Annotated in this window: 18 protein-coding genes and 1 pseudogene; 8 read left to right on the top strand and 11 right to left on the bottom strand. The window is 69.9% G+C overall.

Annotation, left to right across the window (positions count from 1 at the left end; genetic code table 11):
* Positions 1-44: 44 nt before the first annotated feature.
* From OG534_RS13050 to OG534_RS13060, 3 genes are all read right to left on the bottom strand, one after another.
* Entirely contained in the window at positions 45-737 is a 693-nt protein-coding gene (locus OG534_RS13050; protein ID WP_326588249.1) for a transglycosylase SLT domain-containing protein, read from the bottom strand.
* Between the two features lie 437 nt (positions 738-1,174).
* Positions 1,175-2,491 (bottom strand): PhoH family protein, encoded by a 1,317-nt coding sequence (locus OG534_RS13055; protein ID WP_326588250.1) that lies wholly within the window; start codon positions 2,489-2,491, stop codon positions 1,175-1,177.
* A gap of 434 nt (positions 2,492-2,925) precedes the next feature.
* On the bottom strand, positions 2,926-3,687 hold the full coding sequence (locus tag OG534_RS13060; RefSeq protein WP_326588251.1) for an isoprenyl transferase: 762 nt from the start codon (positions 3,685-3,687) through the stop codon (positions 2,926-2,928).
* Positions 3,688-3,816: 129 nt separating this feature from the next.
* Here OG534_RS13060 and mgrA point away from each other — a divergent pair, with 129 nt between their 5' ends.
* On the top strand, positions 3,817-4,854 hold the full coding sequence (gene mgrA, locus OG534_RS13065; protein ID WP_326588252.1) for an L-glyceraldehyde 3-phosphate reductase: 1,038 nt from the start codon (positions 3,817-3,819) through the stop codon (positions 4,852-4,854).
* 142 nt (positions 4,855-4,996) lie between these two features.
* Here the strand turns inward: mgrA and OG534_RS13070 are convergent, their stop codons facing one another.
* Complete coding sequence (locus tag OG534_RS13070; protein ID WP_326588253.1) at positions 4,997-5,764, bottom strand: A24 family peptidase; 768 nt, start codon at positions 5,762-5,764, stop codon at positions 4,997-4,999.
* A gap of 324 nt (positions 5,765-6,088) precedes the next feature.
* Between OG534_RS13070 and OG534_RS13075 the strand changes: the two genes are divergently transcribed.
* The 3 genes from OG534_RS13075 (at position 6,089) to OG534_RS13085 (ending at position 8,736) form a co-directional block, all read left to right on the top strand.
* Entirely contained in the window at positions 6,089-6,460 is a 372-nt protein-coding gene (locus OG534_RS13075; protein WP_326588254.1) for a DUF192 domain-containing protein, read from the top strand.
* Positions 6,461-6,531: 71 nt separating this feature from the next.
* Positions 6,532-7,149 carry an SMI1/KNR4 family protein gene (locus OG534_RS13080; RefSeq protein ID WP_326588255.1) on the top strand — a complete coding sequence of 206 codons (618 nt, stop codon included), beginning with the start codon at positions 6,532-6,534 and terminating at the stop codon, positions 7,147-7,149.
* 300 nt (positions 7,150-7,449) lie between these two features.
* Positions 7,450-8,736 (top strand): extracellular solute-binding protein, encoded by a 1,287-nt coding sequence (locus OG534_RS13085; protein ID WP_326588256.1) that lies wholly within the window; start codon positions 7,450-7,452, stop codon positions 8,734-8,736.
* 172 nt (positions 8,737-8,908) lie between these two features.
* Here OG534_RS13085 and OG534_RS13090 read toward each other — a convergent pair whose 3' ends face one another.
* Positions 8,909-9,535, bottom strand: a complete 627-nt coding sequence (locus tag OG534_RS13090; protein ID WP_326588257.1) for a hypothetical protein — start codon at positions 9,533-9,535, stop codon at positions 8,909-8,911.
* A gap of 151 nt (positions 9,536-9,686) precedes the next feature.
* Here OG534_RS13090 and OG534_RS13095 point away from each other — a divergent pair, with 151 nt between their 5' ends.
* On the top strand, positions 9,687-10,838 hold the full coding sequence (locus tag OG534_RS13095; RefSeq protein ID WP_326588258.1) for a serine hydrolase domain-containing protein: 1,152 nt from the start codon (positions 9,687-9,689) through the stop codon (positions 10,836-10,838).
* A 9-nt stretch (positions 10,839-10,847) separates the two neighbouring features.
* Here the strand turns inward: OG534_RS13095 and OG534_RS13100 are convergent, their stop codons facing one another.
* The 3 genes from OG534_RS13100 to OG534_RS13110 all read right to left on the bottom strand — a co-directional run bounded on the left by OG534_RS13100 (position 10,848) and on the right by OG534_RS13110 (position 14,200).
* Positions 10,848-11,177, bottom strand: coding sequence for a nuclear transport factor 2 family protein (locus tag OG534_RS13100; protein ID WP_326588259.1), 330 nt, complete (start codon positions 11,175-11,177; stop codon positions 10,848-10,850).
* A gap of 165 nt (positions 11,178-11,342) precedes the next feature.
* Positions 11,343-12,176 carry a polysaccharide deacetylase family protein gene (locus OG534_RS13105; RefSeq protein ID WP_326588260.1) on the bottom strand — a complete coding sequence of 278 codons (834 nt, stop codon included), beginning with the start codon at positions 12,174-12,176 and terminating at the stop codon, positions 11,343-11,345.
* A gap of 335 nt (positions 12,177-12,511) precedes the next feature.
* Positions 12,512-14,200, bottom strand: coding sequence for an MDR family MFS transporter (locus tag OG534_RS13110; protein ID WP_326588261.1), 1,689 nt, complete (start codon positions 14,198-14,200; stop codon positions 12,512-12,514).
* Between the two features lie 131 nt (positions 14,201-14,331).
* On the opposite strand from OG534_RS13110, the gene OG534_RS13115 reads away from it, so the two are divergent.
* Both OG534_RS13115 and OG534_RS13120 read left to right on the top strand, forming a co-directional pair.
* Positions 14,332-14,913: a TetR/AcrR family transcriptional regulator gene (locus OG534_RS13115; protein ID WP_326588262.1), complete on the top strand. Its 582-nt coding sequence runs from the start codon at positions 14,332-14,334 to the stop codon at positions 14,911-14,913.
* Between the two features lie 142 nt (positions 14,914-15,055).
* Entirely contained in the window at positions 15,056-15,493 is a 438-nt protein-coding gene (locus tag OG534_RS13120; RefSeq protein WP_326588263.1) for a hypothetical protein, read from the top strand.
* 166 nt (positions 15,494-15,659) lie between these two features.
* Here the strand turns inward: OG534_RS13120 and OG534_RS13125 are convergent, their stop codons facing one another.
* Positions 15,660-16,100, bottom strand: coding sequence for a nuclear transport factor 2 family protein (locus OG534_RS13125; protein ID WP_326588264.1), 441 nt, complete (start codon positions 16,098-16,100; stop codon positions 15,660-15,662).
* Between the two features lie 128 nt (positions 16,101-16,228).
* Here OG534_RS13125 and OG534_RS13130 point away from each other — a divergent pair, with 128 nt between their 5' ends.
* Positions 16,229-16,765: a TetR/AcrR family transcriptional regulator gene (locus tag OG534_RS13130; RefSeq protein WP_326588265.1), complete on the top strand. Its 537-nt coding sequence runs from the start codon at positions 16,229-16,231 to the stop codon at positions 16,763-16,765.
* A gap of 73 nt (positions 16,766-16,838) precedes the next feature.
* On the opposite strand, the pseudogene OG534_RS13135 reads toward OG534_RS13130, so the two are convergent.
* Positions 16,839-16,958, bottom strand: a pseudogene (locus OG534_RS13135) (IS5/IS1182 family transposase); the annotation flags it as partial.
* 91 nt (positions 16,959-17,049) lie between these two features.
* Entirely contained in the window at positions 17,050-17,634 is a 585-nt protein-coding gene (locus tag OG534_RS13140; protein ID WP_326588266.1) for a DinB family protein, read from the bottom strand.
* Between the last annotated feature and the right edge of the window lie 306 nt (positions 17,635-17,940).

Consider the following 17,940-nt stretch of genomic DNA (forward strand, 5'->3'; position numbering starts at 1 on the left):
TCCCCGAGGTTGAACGGTGCTGCGGTGGTGCGGCCGGGGCTCGGTCAGTACCAGCCGTTGGCCTGGTGGAAGCTCCAGGCGCTGCAGGGGCCGCCGTAGCGGTCTTCCATGTAGTTCAGGCCCCACTTGATCTGCGTGGCGGGGTTGGTGCGCCAGTCCGCGCCGGCCGAGGCCATCTTCGAACCGGGCAGCGCCTGGACCAGACCGTAAGCGCCCGAGGACTTGTTCACGGCCAGGTAGTTCCAGGTGGATTCCTGGTTGATGATCTTCGAGAAGCAGGAGAACTGGTCGGCCGGGACCATCTGCTGGGCGATGGCCTTGACCTGAGCGACCGTGTAGGAGCTCTGGGGTGCGAAGTCGCCGGCGTCGCGGGCGGCGGAGCGGCTGGCCACTTCCTTGGCCTCGCGCTCCTGCTTCGCCTTCTCGTCCGCGGCCTTCTGCGCTTCGGCCTTCTTGGCCTTGGCGTCCTCGGCGGCCTGGACGCGGGCGGCCTCTTCGGCCGAACGCTTGGCGTCGGCGTCCGCGGCGTGGGCGATGGTGTCGGCCTGCTGCGTCAGGGACGCGCTCTGGACCTCTGCCTGGTCGCCGACCGGGATGTCTGCAAGGAGAGTCGCGCCGGACGCGGTCGTCTCGAGATCGTTCGTGGGGTCGCCGGTGGCAACGCCCACGACTGCGCCGACGGTGGTGACCGCGGTGGCCGAAGCCACGGCGAACCCCCGGACCGAGATCCGGCTCACACGGTGTCCTTCCAGCAGCGTCCGCAGTGACCGCGCGGGCGCAAAAGTGCCCTCGACTCTGGCCTCCGTGGTTCTACGGTCACTGGAGGCGCGGGCCCGTGGGCAACTCCCTTGCGGGGGCTGCCGCGTGAAGCTCCGGGCGGCATACGGCATTCGACTGTGGAGTTGTGGTGCTGCGCGTATCTCACGGGAGATACAGGTGTGCCGTATGCGGGGCCTGACGGAAACCAGACTCTGCCGGAACGCCACACCGCAAGGCAATTCTCCGTTGCGTGGGAAAGGTCACACCTGGCATGTCGCCGTCGATTTCGCCAAAGGCCTGTGCAGCGCGACGCCGCCCGGCTAGGCTCTCGGGCCTTTGCCGGGCGGCGCCAACTCACCTTCCCGCTATGAGGTTTTTGACCGTTTCGACCTCCGAACGGGGGAGGCCGTCGGGGTCAGAGGGTTTCGAGCATCTCGGTGACCAGAGCGGCGATCGGGGAGCGCTCGGAACGCGTGAGCGTCACGTGCGCGAAGAGCGGATGCCCCTTCAGCTTCTCGACCACGGCGACCACTCCGTCGTACCGGCCGACCCGCAGGTTGTCCCGCTGGGCGACGTCGTGGGTCAGAACGACCCGCGAGTTGGCCCCGACCCGGGACAGAACGGTCAGCAGGACGTTGCGCTCCAGCGACTGCGCCTCGTCGACGATCACGAAGGCGTCGTGCAGCGAACGGCCGCGGATGTGCGTGAGCGGCAGGACTTCCAGCATCCCGCGGTTCAGCACCTCCTCGATGACCTCGCGCCCGGCGACCGACGAGAGGGTGTCGAAGACCGCCTGTGCCCAGGGGCTCATCTTCTCGCCCTGGTCACCCGGCAGGTAGCCGAGTTCCTGCCCGCCCACCGCGTACAGCGGCCGGAAGACCATCACCTTCTGATGCTGCCTCCGTTCCAGTACCGCCTCCAGGCCCGCGCAGAGCGCCAGTGCCGACTTTCCGGTGCCGGCCCGGCCGCCCATCGAGATGATCCCGATCTCGGGGTCGAGGAGGAGGTCCAGCGCGATGCGCTGCTCGGCGCTGCGGCCGTGCAGCCCGAAGGCCTCGCGGTCGCCCCGTACGAGCTTCACGTTGCCGTCCGCCGTGACCCGGCCCAGGGCCTTGCCGCGCTCGGACTGCAGGACCAGTCCGGTGTGCACGGGCAGTTCGGCGGCCTCCGGCACGTAGAGCCGGTCCTCCGAGTAGAGGAGGTCCACCTGCTCCCCGGAGAGGGCGAGCTCGCTCATGCCGGTCCAGCCGGCATCGGTGATGGCGAGCTCGGCGCGGTACTCCTCCGCGATCAGCCCCACGGAGGAGGCCTTGATGCGCAGTGGAAGATCCTTCGAGACCACCGTGACGTCGTAGCCCTCGGCCTGGAGGTTGCGGGCGACCGCGAGGATCCGCGAGTCGTTGTCCCCCAGTCGGAAGCCGGCGGGCAGGACGCCAGGGTCGGAGTGGTTGAGCTCGACACGCAGGGTGCCGCCGAGATCGCCCAACGGGATGGGGGCGTCGAGGCGACCGTAGCGAACCCGGAAGTCGTCGAGCAGGCGCAGGGCCTGGCGCGCGAAGTAGCCGAGTTCGGGATGGTGCCTCTTTGCCTCCAGCTCGGTGATCACCACGATCGGGAGCACGACCTCGTGCTCGTCGAAGCGGGAGATCGCGTTGGGGTCTGCCAGCAGGACGCTGGTGTCGAGGACGTAGGTCCGCCTGTCGGGCAGGCGGCGCTTTGTGCTGGTCACCACGGAAGGACGTACCCCCTCGGAAGAGGTCGGGCCATGAAGACCGGACCGGTCATCGGCACCCATGCCAGGGCCGATTTCCGGCCCTCCACTCCGTCCGTGCGAACCGCACGTGCGTCCTGGTGCAAAGGGCCTCCCGGGCGGACGACCCCATGCCGTCCGCTGAGACTCGACACCCGTGGATCGGGCATCGACCTGAAAGGGATATTCCCCGAACAGGCCAGGCCATGCCATGGCATATGACGGACGCTCGGTGAATCCCTGGTGAAGGCTTCGAGGGGAGGGCGTGCCGAGGCTGAGGGGGTGTCCTCAGGGCCTGGGGGGTCGTGCGGGTCTTGAGGGCCCTGCGGGTCTACGGGTGCCCATGGGGCCCGTGGGACGCCATGGGTGTCCTGGGGGAGGGTGTCCTGTCGTCACTCCCCCGGACCCGCGGAAGGTCAGGTGCCGTAGCGCCGGTGGCGGGCCGCGTAGTCGCGCAGAGCCCGCAGGAAGTCGACCTTGCGGAAGGCCGGCCAGAAGACCTCGCAGAAGTAGTACTCGGAGTGCGCGCTCTGCCACAGCATGAATCCGGACAGTCGCTGCTCGCCGCTGGTGCGGATCACGAGGTCCGGGTCGGGCTGGCCGCGCGTGTAGAGGTGCTCGGCGATGTGGTCGATGTCGAGGATCTCGGCAAGCTCCTCGAAGGAGGTGCCCTTGCGCGCGTGCTCCAGCAGCAGCGAGCGGACCGCGTCGGCGATCTCCTGGCGGCCGCCGTAGCCCACGGCGACGTTGACGAGTATCCCGTCGATGTCGTGCGTGGCCTGCTCGGCCTCCTTGAGCACCGTCTGCGTCCGGGTGGGCAGGATGTCGAGGTTGCCGACGTGGTGGACGCGCCAGCGGCCGTCCGCGGCGAGGCCCCGCACGGTGTTCTCGATGATGTTGAGCAGCGGGCGGAGCTCGACCTCGGGCCGGTCCAGGTTGTCGGTGGAGAGCATCCACAGGGTGACGACCTCGACGTCCGTCTCGGTGCACCAGCCCAGCATCTCGGAGATCTTGTCGGCTCCGGCCTGGTGGCCCTGCTCCGTCGTACCTCCGGACGCCTTCGCCCAGCGACGGTTCCCGTCCAGGATCACGCCGATGTGCTTGGGCGCCTCGTCATGGTCGAGACGGCCTTCCACCCGGCGTGCGTAGAGCCTGTACACCAGGTCGCGCAGCTTCACGATCTTCCAGCCCCTCCGTGCAATGCCCCCGTGCGAAATGCGGTCCCTCCCCCGAGGGCGCCACATTACTGCGCGGTGGGATCGGGCACCCAACTCGGTCTGTCACAAGTCCGTGATAGGGAGGACAACGTGACTGATACCAATCCCTATCGGGCAGAGCCCTCGCGGTACGACTCCATGGAGTACCGGCGCACCGGCCACAGCGGCCTCAAGCTCCCCGCCATCTCCCTCGGCCTCTGGCACAACTTCGGCGACGACAAGTCGCTGGAGTCCCAGAGGGCGATCCTCCGCCGGGCCTTCGACCTCGGCGTGACCCACTTCGACCTGGCGAACAACTACGGCCCTCCGCCCGGCTCGGCCGAGCTGAACTTCGGCAAGATCTTCTCGCAGGACTTCGCGTCCTACCGCGACGAGCTGATCCTCTCGACCAAGGCCGGCTACCTGATGCACCCCGGGCCGTACGGCGAGTGGGGCAGCCGCAAGTACCTGCTCGGCTCGCTCGACGCCTCGCTGAAGCGGATGGGCGTGGACTACGTCGACATCTTCTACTCGCACCGCTTCGACCCGGACACCCCGCTGGAGGAGACCATGGGCGCCCTCGCGTCCGCGGTCCAGCAGGGCAAGGCGCTGTACGTGGGCGTCTCCTCCTACACGGCGGAGCAGACGGCCGAGGCGGTGCGGATCCTGCGCGAGATGGGGGTGCGCGCGCTCATCCACCAGCCCTCGTACTCCATGATCAACCGCTGGACGGAGGAGGACGGCCTGCTGGACACCCTGGAGGACGCGGGCATGGGGTGCATCTCCTTCGCGCCGCTCGCGCAGGGGATGCTGACGGGCAAGTACCTGAAGGGCATCCCGGCGGACTCGCGGGCCGCGCAGGGCAAGTCCCTGAACCCGGACCTGCTGTCGGACGAGGTGCTCCGCCGGCTGGCCGGCCTGAACGAGATCGCGGCGCGCCGCGGCCAGTCGCTCGCCCAGCTGGCGCTCAAGTGGGTGCTCCGCGACGACCGGATGACCTCGGCGCTGATCGGCGCCTCGAGCGTGCGGCAGCTGGAGGAGAACGTGGCCGCGCCGGCGGCTGCGCCGCTCTCCGAGGCCGAGTTGAAGGAGATCGACTCCTTCGCGGTGTCCACCCCCGGCACCAACATCTGGGCCCAGCGCGGCTGACCTGCGCCTTTGCCCCGTCGGCCGGCTGAGGGGCCGAGAAACGAAAAACGGGCCGGTCCGTGGGGGGGATACGGACCGGCCCGAGGGGGGGGTTCCACCATAACCCTTCGTAAAGCGTGATGCGTGCATTGGCGCGAGATGATTACGCTCCGAAACCGCCCAGCAGCACTCCGGTGAGCGCTCCGGCCGCCATGAAGGGGCCGAAGGCGAAGCCCTGCCGACGGGCATCGGGGCCGCACAGCACCAGGATCAGCCCGTACAGGGCCCCGTAGAGGAGGCCCAGGAAGGCCCCCGCGGCCCATACCCCCCACCCGTACCACCCAAGAGCGACCCCCAGCGAGAGCGCCAGCTTGACGTCGCCGAAGCCCATGCCCGCCGGGTTGATCAGATGGAGCAGCAGGTACGCCGCCCCGAGCGCGCCGCCGCCCAGCAGCGCGAGCCGCCAGGACCCGGCGGCGCCGGGCAGGAGCGCGGCCACCCCGAGCAGCGCGGCCGCCGCGGCGGCGAGCGGCAGGGTCAGCACGTCGGGCAGCCGCTGTACGGCCCGGTCGACGAGCGCGAGCAGCACGAGCACCGGGGCGAGCGCCACGTAGGCCCCCACCTCGGGCCGCGCGCCGACCCCGATCGCGAGCAGCCCGCAGACCCCGCCCGTCAGCACCGCCAGGGGCGCCCCGCGCCGCCCGTACGACACCGAATCCGCGGCGGGGGCCAGGGGCGGCGCGGCCTGCTCCACCCGGACCCGGACCCGGCAGCGCGCCGGCCCGAGCCAGCCGCGCACCGGGTGCCCCTCCGGGCAGCACTCACGCCAGGGCTCCCCCGGCTCGACGCAGAGCCGGTACAGGGCACGAGGCAACAACAGCCCGCCCACCACCCCGTACCCGACGGCAAGAACCCCCACAAGAACACCCATCCCGCGAAGGTAGCCCGCCCTCATCGAGCCCGGCCGGCATTCGAGGCGCCCCCACCCACCCACCCCACCCACCCCATCCAGCCCCGCCCCATCCAGCCCCGCCGGCGTTTGAGGCGCGGGGTCCGGGGCGGAGCCCCGCCCTTTAAGCCTCGCCGGCGTTTGAGGCGCGGGGTCCGGGGCGGAGCCCCGCTCTTCCAGCCTCGCCGGCGTTTGAGGCGCGGGGCCGGGCAGCGCCCGGGAAACGGAGAAAGGGCGGGGCGGGGACCAGCTCCGCGCAGCGGCACCCGCACCCACCCCCGCCCGCACCCCCCTACCCTGACGGCCATGGCGCCCACCGAACACCGGCCCGACGGCCCCCACACCCTCCACATCAACGCACACCGCATCCCCCTGGAGGTCGCCGCCTCCTACAAGGCCAGAACCCGCGGACTCCTCGGCCGCGACACCATCGAGGGGGCACTCCTCCTCACCCCCGCGGGAAGCGTGCACACCTTCCGCATGCGGTTCGCGATCGACGTGGCGTACCTCGACCGGAACCTCCGCGTGCTCGCCGTGGTCACCATGCCCCCGGGCCGGCTCGGACTGCCCCGCCTCCGCTCCCGCCACGTCCTGGAGGCCGCGGCCGGCGCCATGGCCGGCTGGGGGCTGCGGGTCGGAACCACCGTCCAGGTGGACCCGCCCCGGACCGACCGGTGAGACACCAGCTAGGCGAGGCCCCTCCCCGGCAGTAGGTTGGGGCGGTTGAGCTGGGGCATCAGGGGAGCGGCATGACGGAGAACGCGCGCATCAAGGCGCTGGAGCAGATCATGCCGGCGACGCACGGCGCCGACGAGGACATCGACTGGCGGGCGGCCGAGGCGGCCTGGGGAACCCGGTTCCCGGCCGATTTCATCGCGTTCATGGGCCGCTTCGGCGCGGGCTCCATCAACGGCGAGGCCAGCATCCTGCTGCCGCTGCCCAAGCCCGGCCTCCAGTGGGACCCGGCCGGAATGGCCGAGGAGACCGAGAACGCCCGGCAGACCTGGGTGGCCGAGGGCGGCCGGTCCGCCTTCGACGTGGACCCGGAGTCGATCATCGCCTGGGGCGTCACCGGCGGGTCGGACATCCTGTGCTGGCTCACCTCGGACCCCGACCCGGACCGCTGGCCGGTGCTGGTCTGCGGGCGCCACACCGCCGACTCCTTCGCGGTGTATCCGTACGGCATGGCCGAGTTCCTCTACCGGCTCTGCTCCGACGAGTTCGACGTGAGCCCCGTCAGCATCACCTTCTGGGACGGCGGCCACCTCAGCTTCGTGCACTGGCGCAAGGCCCAGCGCCGCTGGCAGGAGGGCCGCAACCCGGAGACGGGCGAGCCCGACCCGTACGCCGGCGACTTCGCCGACTAGCACCCGCCGGACCACGCCCCGGCACCCACATTCCCACCACCCCACACACCCCCAGCCCGTTCCGTGACCGGAAACGGGCTTTTCGGCATGTCTACGCGCGTCCGATTTGTTGATCACATATCGGAAAACACCATCCGGAAAAGCCCCACTTGGAGCATTGACCACAAGTACGGCCCCAATGTAATCAACCACCCCATCCTCGGGAGAGAATTCCGGCCAACGGGCCGTAGAGGGGAGACCCAGCCCGGAGCAACTCATGAGTAATAACGGGATTCAAAAGAAATTCAGGGGAATATACCCGTGCGACGAAGAATCTTCGGCACGGCCGCCACCACGGTCGTGCTCGGTCTGCTGATACCTCTGGCCGGATGTGGTGGCTCCGGAGACGGTGCAGGTGACAGCGGTACGCTGCACCTGGTCGCCGCCGAATACGGCAACAGCCCGGCCACCAGTTCCAAGCCGTTCTGGGACAAGATGGCGACTGATTTCGCCAAGGAGAACCCCGGCATCAAGCTCGACGTCAAGCTCCTGCCGTGGGCCGACATCGACCGCGAGGTCTCCCGCATGGTGAAGGCCGGCAAGGCGCCGGATGTCGCGCTCATGGGCTCTTACTCGGACTTCGCCGCCCAGGGCAAGCTGTATCCCGCGGACGAACTCCTCTCGGTCACCGCCGAGGCGAATTTCCTTCCGCCGCTCGCCGATGCCGGCTCCGTCGGCAACACGCTGTACGGCCTGCCCTTCGTGGCGAGCAGCCGCCTCCTCTTCTACAACCAGGCGCTCTTCACCAAGGCGGGCATCAAGGAGCCCCCGAAGACCTGGTCCGACCTCAAGGCCGCCGCCAAGGCGCTCAAGGACAAGGGCGTGAAGTACCCGTACGCCCTTCCCCTGGGCCCGGAGGAGGCGCACGCCGAGGCGATGATCTGGGAGCTCAGCAACGGCGGCGGCTACGCCGACAGCAGCGGCAACTACAGCCTGGCCTCCGAGCAGAACATCGCGACCTGGACCTGGGTCAAGAACGAGCTGGTCGCTCCCGGGCTCACCGGCCCCACCGCGCCGTCCCAGCTGAACCGCGCGGACGCCTTCGGCGCCTTCCTGCAGGGCGAGGTCGGCATGCTCAACGGCTACCCCTCGCTCGCCCACGAGGCGCGCGCCAAGGGCATCAGCGTCGGCACGGCCGTCATGCCCGTCGCGGACAGCCTCGGCACCGGGGAGACCCCGCCGGCCGTCGGCGTGGCCGACTGGATGATGGCGTTCAAGCAGAACGGCAAGCGCGCGGAGATCAGCAAGTTCCTGGACTTCGTCTACCAGGACAAGAACCTGTCGGACTTCGCCGGCCGCTACCACCTGCTGCCGTCCACCGTCACCGCCGCGCGCACCCCGGCAGGCGGCGGCCTCGACAAGAACGACCAGCTGTTCCTGAGCGCGCTGTACACCGCCCAGCTCTACCCGGTGAACGACCCGTCCTGGCTGTCCGTCAGCGACACCATCAAGCGCAACATCGGGCGCGCCGTGGAGCCGGCCGGCGACCCGAAGACCGTCCTGGAGGACATCGCCGCCCAGGCCGGCGAAGCCTCGAAGAAGAACTGAAAGTCCTTCCCGACACGGGACCTTCGCCCCATGCCGCAGACCACCCTGTGCGGCACCATGGCCTCTACGGCACTTGATCCAAGGCCGCGGCCCAGTCGCCCGCCGAGCACTCACGAGGTGCGCGGGGCGGCCGGACCCCAGGGCGGGCCCCAGGCAGGCCCCCACGTCAGCGTCAGCGTTGCGGCCCGTGGTCCGTGGCGAACGCCTTCCGGTACTGCTCGCAGCTGGAGTTCCAGCGCAGCGTGCCCGCGACCGTCCCGTAGTCCGAGCGCGTGACCGACCACTCCACGGTGTACTCGCCCGTGTCGCACGCGATCCGCTTGCCGCCCGCGACCTTCTCGCGCCCGGTCGGCGGCTTCCCCGTCAGCTCCTCGCGCACCTCTCCCGCAACGGCCCCCTTCGCGGTCCGCAGCACGGCGCGCACGACGATCGGGTGCTCGCCCTCCTTGACCGTCATCGCCTTCTTCACGACCGTCGAGTCCGACACCGACCAGGCGAACTCGTACGAGAGCAGCCAGGCCAGCGTCTTGGGGTCGCCGGTCCGGCGCTCTTGGTCCGGTGCGCCCGAGGGGCCGGGGCGGGTGACCGTCTTGTACTGGACCCCTGGGTGGAGGCGGAACTGCCCCTCCACCTTGTGCATCTCGTCCTTGGTCCACATCGACTTCATGGTCTTCTCGCCGCCTGCCGGATCCTGCAGGTAGAACGTTCCCTCCGCGGCGGTGGCCGGCAGGCCGAGGGCGGGTACGAGGGCCGCCGCGGCGGTGGCCAGGGCGAGAGCGGCGATGCGGGTGCGCTTCATGCCCGGACCAACGGGACCCCGCGGCGGCCCGGAACGTCGCCGGGCGCGCTTTCACCCGTACGGGAGCGCCCGGTTCACGGAATAGCCGATGATCAACTTCCGTTCTCCGGGTGCAGACTTGGCAAGGAGACGGACGGGGGATCCGATGGGCGTGGACGCAGGTGTGAACGTGGGCGTCACCGTGGACGGCACGGTGGCGGCGGGCTGGGAGCCGGTGCGCGAGGAGTTCGCGGCCGCCGTGGCGGCCGAGCCGCATTCGCCCGAGGCCCAGCTGGCCGTGCACCACCGGGGCCGCCGGGTGGTCGATCTGTGGGCTGGCGAGGACACCGACGGGGAGACCCTGAGCGGGGTCTACTCGATCACCAAGGGCGCGGCGCACCTGGTGGTGGCGCTGCTCGTGCAGGACGGCGTACTGGACTGGGACCGCCCGGTGCCGGCGTACTGGCCCGAGTTCACCGGGGACGGCAAGGAGCGGCTGACGCTGCGCCAGCTGATCAGCCACCGGTCCGGGCTGATCAACACCGACGAGGGCTTCGACTACGACGAGATCGCGGACGACGCCCTGATCGCGTCGCGGCTGGCCCGGCAGAAGCCGTTCTGGGAGCCCGGTACGGCGTACGGCTACCACGCCTTCGTGATCGGCGCGCTGACCGGCGAGGTCGTGCGCCGGGCGACGGGCCGGTCGGTCCAGGAGGTCTACGAGGAGCGCGTGCGCGCCCCGTACGGGCTGGACCTGTACCTGGGTCTGCCCGCCTCGGAGGAAGGCCGCTGGAAGCCGGTGCTGGAGATGCTGCCGACGCCCGGGCAGCGGGCGGCGCAGGCCGGCGGCGGGCCGCTGCCGGCCCTGCTGGCGGTCGCCTTCAACGCGCACCGGGAACCCCCGATGGACCTGATCGTCCACGCCAACCACCCGAGGACGCGGGAGCTCGGACCGGCCTCGGCGGGCGGCATGGGATCGGCGCGCGGCATCGCGGGCCTGTACGCGGCGGCGATCGGCGCGTTCGACGGCCGGGCGCCGCTGCTGGAGGCGGACACGGTGGCGGAGGTCGCGAGGCTGCACACTCCGGGCCCGGACGCCGTGACCGCGGAGCCGGACCACTTCGGGCTGGGCTTCAAGCAGCAGCCGGCGGTGGGCCCGCGGGCCTTCGGGCACAGCGGTGCGGCGGGCGCGCAGGGCTTCGCCGATCCGGTCACCGGAGTCGCGTACGGGTACACGCGCCGCCGTTTCGGCTTCCCGGGCGGGGCGGCGCCGGAGAACGAGCGCCTGACGGCGGCGGTGTTGGATGCGGCGCGGGCGGTATGACCCCGGGGCTCAGGCCTGGCCGGTCTCGAAGTGGCTGATCCGGCCGCCGCCGGGGGCGATCGTGAAGCGCCAGGCGGTGCGCATCTCTCCCCAGGTGTCGTTGCGGTAGTTGACGATCAGGGCGCGGCCGCCGTCGGACTCGGACTGGACGTCCATGTGGCCGCCGGAGTCGAAGATCTCCCGGTCGATCCAGTCGTGGAGGTCGCGGTCGGAGCCGTCGTCGGCCATGGTCGCGTCGGCGGTCAGGAGCGCGAGGAAGGCGTCCTTGTCGTGCGCGTTGACGGCGCTGACGAGGGCGCCGACCACGGGGTCGGAGAGTTTGGCGGGGGCGATGGCCACGGGAGCCTCCTGGTCGGTCGGGCGCGCGTTCGCCCGTGCCCGACCAGGGAACAACGCGCACCGGGCCGCGTCGTCGACCCTCACCCGTTCGCCCGGCGGACGGCGTGTCAGGCGACGGCAGCGGGGTCAGGCCGGGAGGAGACCCGGAGGGAGGGGCGGGGGGGCTCAGGGCGTGTCGGGGGCGGTGCGGACCGGGAAGCCCGTCGGCCGGCCCTGCTCCCCCAGCCAGGCCAGCACCTGGTCGAGGGCCTCGACGGTCTGGGCGCGGTTGCCGCCGCCGTCGTGGAAGAGCACCGTCGGGCCGTTGCCTATCTCGCGCTTCACCGCGTCGACGATGGCGGCCGCACCCGGCTTGTCGAAGTCCTTGGTGTCGACGTTCCAGCCGAGCGGACGCATGCCGTTCGCGGCGGCGATGCGCCGGCTGTCGGGGGTGAACGCGCCGCCGGGGGCCCGGTAGTACTCGACCTTGGCGCCGCTGCCCGCGGCTTCCTCGATCAGCTTCTTCGCGTCCAGGATCTGCCGCTCCTGGTAGGCGACGGGCTTCTTGTCCATGGCCGTGTCGTGGTCCATGGTGTGGTCGCAGAGCCGGTGGCCGGCCGCGACCACCTTCTTGACCAGGTCGGGGTGGGCCTTGGCCTGCGGCCCGACCATGCAGAAGGTCGCCTTGACGTCGTGCTTGCGGAGTATCTCCAGCATCTTCGGGGTCCAGCGGGGGTCGGGGCCGTCGTCGATGGTGATGTTGACGGCGTTCGCGCCGCCCTCCGATGCGTGGGCTATGCCCTCGGGTATCCGCTGCTGCGGCTGCGCCGGCTGACCGCCGTCGCCGCGGCCGGAGTTGTCGGTGCCCTTCGGCCCGGCCACGTTCTGCCGGGCCGCGGTGCTGCCCGGCTCCACCAGGGTCGCCACCCCCCACACCGTCGCCGCCACGGCGGCGGCCGAGGCCACGACGGCCGCACCGGCCCGGATGCCCTTCTTGTTCACGCGCGTCGAGAATCCCATGAACTGTCCTCCCCATCCGCTTTGCGAGCGTTCTGTGGATCAGGACGTTCATCGCCGCCGAGGAGTTCCAGCCGAATACCCCATAAATTCCGCGCAATGGGACTGATGGTACTGATGGGACTTTGGTCCTTGATCGCCCCGAATTCCTGCCCCGGCGATACCCGGGTGAAACGGCGCAAGTCCCTGCTGTGCGCCCCCTGACCCCAAGTCCCGTCCCGTGTCCGGAAGTTCACCAACCCCGACCTGGCGGCCCGTGCGCGACGCGAAAAGGCCCGGCCCCGGCGGAGGTTCGTCCACCGGGGCCGGGCCTGAGTGTGCGGGGGTCAGCGCAGGGGTCAGCGCGCGACGGACTCCTGCGCGGCCGGGGCCGCCTTGCCGCCGCCCGAAGCGCCGCCGGAAGCACCGTCCGCAGCCCCGTTCGAAGCACCGCCCGAAGCGCTGTCCGATGCGCTGTCCGATGCGCTGTCCGCGTCGTCGGCCGGGGAAGGAGCGGGGGCCGGGCCCGCGCCCCGGAGTGGGACCTCCTTGACGAACCAGGCGGCCGCGAAGCCCAGTACGGCGATGGCCGCGCCGAGCAGGAACGCCGCGTGCGTGCCGTCGGCCACCGCGTGCTGATAGGCCTCGCGCATCGCATCCGGCAGCTTGGCCAGGCTCGCGGCGTCCAGCTGGGCGGAGTTCGCGGCCTCGGCGGCCTCCGGGCCCAGGCGCTCGGACATGGTGTCCGTGACCCGGGCGTTGAAGAGGGAGCCCATCAGGGCCACGCCGAAGGAGCCGCCGAGGGTCCGGAAGAGGGTCGCCGAGGAGGAGGCGACGCCCATGTCCTTCATGTCGACGCTGTTCTGGGCGACCAGCATGGTGATCTGCATGAGGAAGCCGAGTCCGGCGCCGAGGACGGCCATGTAGACGCCCGAGACGAGGCGGGAGGTACCGGTGTCCATCGTGGCGAGCAGGAACAGTCCGACGACCATGAGCGCGCCGCCGACGATCGGGAAGATCTTGTACTTGCCGCTGTTGGTGGTGACGCGGCCCGCGATCAGCGAGACGGCCATCATCGAGAGCAGCATGGGCAGCAGGAGCAGGCCCGAGTTGGTGGCGGAGGCGCCCTGCACCGACTGCTGGAACAGCGGGAGGTAGAGCACGCCGCCGAACATCGCGAAGCCGACCAGGAAGCCGATCACGGACATGAGGGTGAAGTTGCGGCTGCGGAAGATGTGCAGCGGCATGATCGGCTCGGCGGCCTTGGTCTCGACATAGAGGAAGCCGGCGGTCGTCAGCACGCCGACGGCGATGAGGCCGAGGATCTCGCCCGAGCCCCAGGCGTACTCGCTGCCGCCCCACGTCGTGACGAGGACGGTGGAGGTGATGGCGACGGTCAGCAGCGCCGCGCCCAGGTAGTCGATCTTCGGGCGGGCGCCCTGCTCCGTCTTCTTGGGCAGGTGCAGCACCGCGGTCACCATGGCGAGGGCCACGGCGCCCAGCGGCAGGTTGATGTAGAAGGACCAGCGCCAGCCCATGTGGTCGGTGATGGTGCCGCCGACCAGCGGGCCGCCGATCATGGCGAGGGCCATCACGCCGGCCATCATGCCCTGGTACTTGCCGCGCTCACGGGGCGGGATCAGGTCGCCGATGATCGCCATGACGCCGACCATCAGACCGCCGGCGCCGAGGCCCTGGATCGCGCGGAAGCCGATCAACTGGCCCATGTCCTGGGCCATTCCGCTGAGCGCGGAGCCGATCAGGAAGATGACGATCGAGGTGAGGAAGGAGCCCTTCCGCCCGTACAGGTCGCCGATCTTGCCCCAGATGGGAGTGGAGGCCGCGGTCGCGAGCGTGTAGGCGGTCACGACCCACGAGAGGTGCTCCAGGCCGCCGAGCTCGCCGACGATCGTGGGCATCGCGGTGCCGATGATCATGTTGTCGAGCATGGCCAGCAGCATCGCGATCATCAGCGCCATGAGGACGACCCGCACGCTGCGCGGCTTCACCTCCCCCGAGGTCGCCGCGGGCTTGACTGTGTCGACCATGTCCACTCCCCTGGCCCTGCTTCGGGCACTTCCTCCCGCACGGGCACTTACTTGCCGCCCGGCTAGTTCACTACAATGGGGACGGTAGACCCGTAACTAGCCGGGCGTCAAGTAAGTAATTGGGGAGAGCCATGTCCAGCAGCAGTCCGCAGCGCCGCCGTGGTGACACGCGCCAGCGCATCCAGGACGTCGCACTGGAGCTCTTCGCCGAGCAGGGGTACGAGAAGACGTCGCTGCGCGAGATCGCGGAGCGGCTGGGGGTCACGAAGGCGGCGCTGTATTACCACTTCAAGACCAAGGAAGACATCATCATCAGCATCTTCGAGGACGTGACGCGGCCCATCGACGAGCTGATCGAGTGGGCGGAGCAGCAGCCGCGCACGCTGGAGACCAAGCGCGAGGTGCTGCGCCGCTACAGCGAGGTGATGGCGGCGGGCTCCTCGCTGTACCGGTTCATGCAGGAGAACCAGGCGACGACGCGTGAGCTGACCATCGGCGAGACGGTGAAGCAGCGGCTCTTCACCCTGGTGGAGCTCCTCCGTACCGAGGACGGCCCGCTGACGGACCAAGTGCGCTGCGTCAGCGCGCTGTTCACACTGCACGCCGGCATGATGTTCCTCCAGCACGTGGAGGGCGACCCGGAGGAGACCCGCCTGGCGGCCCTGGAGGTCGCCACGGACCTCATCACCCAGGCCCACCACGAGCCCTCCTGATCCACCGGTTCGGCCTCGGTCACGACACCCTCCGCGAGGCGTTCGCCTCGGCCCGGAGCCGGACCTCCCGGCCGAGTGGGCACAGGACCGGCTCCTGCACGCAGCACCACCTTCACGCCGCGGGAAGGGAAGACATACCACGATGAGCTGGAATAACGAAACGCCCAGCGCGACGATGACGGCACAACAGTTCAAGATCGTGTTTCAGGTGACGAAAGAGGTGCATAGCGTCCCTGAAGAGCGATTCGCCGCGGCCGAAATCCCGCCGGAGCACACCACCGAAATCCTGGGGTTCGCACGCGACATCAGGAAGGCTCTGAGCGCAGGCGGAGTGGAGGTTCACTTCGTCTCTCCGGACCCTTCGGACAGGCGAACCCTGCGGATCCAGGAACCGTCTGAAGCCGAAGGATCCTGGGAAAGTTCGAGGGAATTCCCGTCGGATGTCGCAGGCCGCTGGCGGTCCTTGATCAACGTGACGGTCGCATCGTTGGGCCCGGACGAACTGAGGTTCAGGACGGGCTACGGCAAGGCGGAGGTCGACTCCGCCTGCTCGCCGCTCGGCACCCTGTTCGGCGGCTGACCGGCAGGTCCGCTCGGGGGCGCCTCCGCCGCGTGGTGCGAACGCGCGAGGGCGCCGTGCGCGCGGTGGTCCGCGCGCACGGCGGCCGATGTCCCCAACTGGAGCAAGATGTAAGGAAAACCCCGCCCGCCGCGACACGGTTCGCACGGCGGGCGCGGACGGCACGTCAGACGAGCCGGCGGCCCTCGGCGGCGATGGGGACGTCGTTGATGCTGGCCTCGCGCCGCCTCATCAGGCCGTTGTCGTCGAACTCCCACTGCTCGTTGCCGTGGCTGCGGAACCACTGCCCGGCGGCGTCGTGCCACTCGTACTCGAAGCGGACGGAGATGCGGTTGCCGGTGAAGGCCCAAAGCTCCTTGCGGAGGCGGTAGTCGAGCTCGCGCTCCCACTTCTCGGCGAGGAAGGCGCGGATCTCGGCGCGGCCGGTGAGGAAGCGGTCGCGGTTCCGCCAGACCGAGTCCTCGGTGTACGCGAGGGAGACGCGCTCGGGGTCGCGGCTGTTCCAGGCGTCCTCGGCCGCTTGGACCTTGGCGCGGGCGGACTCCTCGGTGAAGGGCGGCAGGGGCGGGCGTACGGCGGCGGTGGTGGCGGTCGCGGCAGTGGTCACAGGTATCCCTTTCCCAGGGCGACGGATGGCGAGCGCGGAGAACGGAGAACGGAGAGTTGAGAACGCACATTCTCAACATAGAGAACGTGCGTTCTCCATGCAAGGGGAATCTGGACTACGCTGCCCACATGGACGACGAAGAGGCCCGCACCCGACTTCTGGACACGGCGGAGGCACTGTTCTACGCGGACGGCATCCAGGCCGTCGGCATGGACCGCATCCGTGCCGAGTCCGGGGTCCCCCTCAAGCGCCTCTACCGGGTCTTCCCGGCGAAGGAATCCCTGGTCACGGCCTACCTGCAACGCCGCGACCAGCGCTGGACAGCCGACCTCCGCGCGGCGGCGACGGGAGCCCCGGACCCGGTCCTCGCCGTCTTCGACTGGCTGGCGGACTGGTTCTCCGAGCCGGACTTCCGGGGCTGCGCATTCCTGAACGCGTACGGGGAACTGGGCGCGGGCGGCCCGGCGGGGGTCCTGGACGTCGTACGCCGCCACAAGGCGGAGCTGCGGTCCCTCCTGGCCGAGCTGGCCGGCCAGGACCGCGAGGACCTGGCGGACCAGCTGCTGATCCTGGTCGAGGGCGCGACGGTGGTGGCGGCCCTGGACCCGGGCCCGGAGCCGGCGCGGCGGGCACGCGCGGTCGCGGAACGGCTCGTGTCCAGCTGAGGCGGGGCGACTATTCCATCCCGAATTCCGTTCACCCAAGAGGTTGTCTCACGTGGCAAGTTTCGCGAGCTTCTTGTCGTTCGTATCGGACGGTGAGGCGGCGGTAGCCGAAGAGCCAGGCGATCGACCGTTCGATCTTCCAGCGGGGCCGACCGAGGCGTTCGCCGGACTCGACGCCGCACCGCGCGATGCGCGACCTTGCCGCGATCGACCGGGTTCGGCCCGGTCGATCCCCCTTTTGGCGCGAACGGAGGCCGCGTCGACGATCGCCGAGGAGACAACCTCTAAGCCTTGATTGGTGCGGCCGACCTGGCGGCCTGCTCGATCTTCGCGCAGTAGGCTGCACGGGCTTCCTCGTCGATCTGCTTCTCGTGTTCGGCGCGCAACCCGGTCCGGCCGTCGAGGCCCTCGCGCAAGATATCGGCGTGCCCGGCATGCCGGATGGACTCGCCGAGGACATGGACCATGACGGCGAACAGGTTCGTGTTGGGATAAGGCTCCGGCCACCACGGCACGTGGCCGGGGGCGTCGAGGGGAAGCTCGTCGATCGTCGCGTCCGAGTGTTCCCACGTGCGCCGGTAGAACCCGATGATCTGATCGCGGGTCTCGTCCTCGGTCGCCCACAGATCGCTGCCGTTGGAGTCCTGCCACCGGGGCAGCGGTTCCGGGGAAGGGCGGTCGAAGACCTCGCCGAAGTACCTGGCCTCGACGCTGGCCACGTGTTTGACCAGGCCGAGGAGGTTGGTCCCGGTCGCTGTCAAAGGCCGGCGGGCGTCGTATTCGGACAAGCCGTCGAGTTTCCAGAGCAGCGCCTTGCGGTCCCGCCGCAGTCTCCCGTGCAGGTTGTCTTTCGCGAATTCATCGATCATGCGGCATGAGCCTGCCATGGGCTGCTCGTGGTCTCAAGATCCCGTAGCAGCTACTCGCCGGACGGGGACGCGAATTGGATTCCACCATGGATTCTGTGCACCGTATCGATGTCGACGATCCTGATGTGGACATGGACATGGACATGGACATGGCTCAGCGTCTGCTCTACCGCGACGAGTTGTTCGCGGGGGGAGGCCGTCGAGCGAATCGGCCGTTCACGGTCGGCATGGACGGCCGCCGGACGTGCCCATGCGCCTCGCCGACGGCCCCTTTCCTCACGGTTCCCGTACCCGCGCCCGCAGGCA

It is taken from the genome of Streptomyces sp. NBC_01294 (assembly GCF_035917235.1).
Classification (GTDB): Bacteria; Actinomycetota; Actinomycetes; order Streptomycetales; family Streptomycetaceae; genus Streptomyces; species Streptomyces caledonius.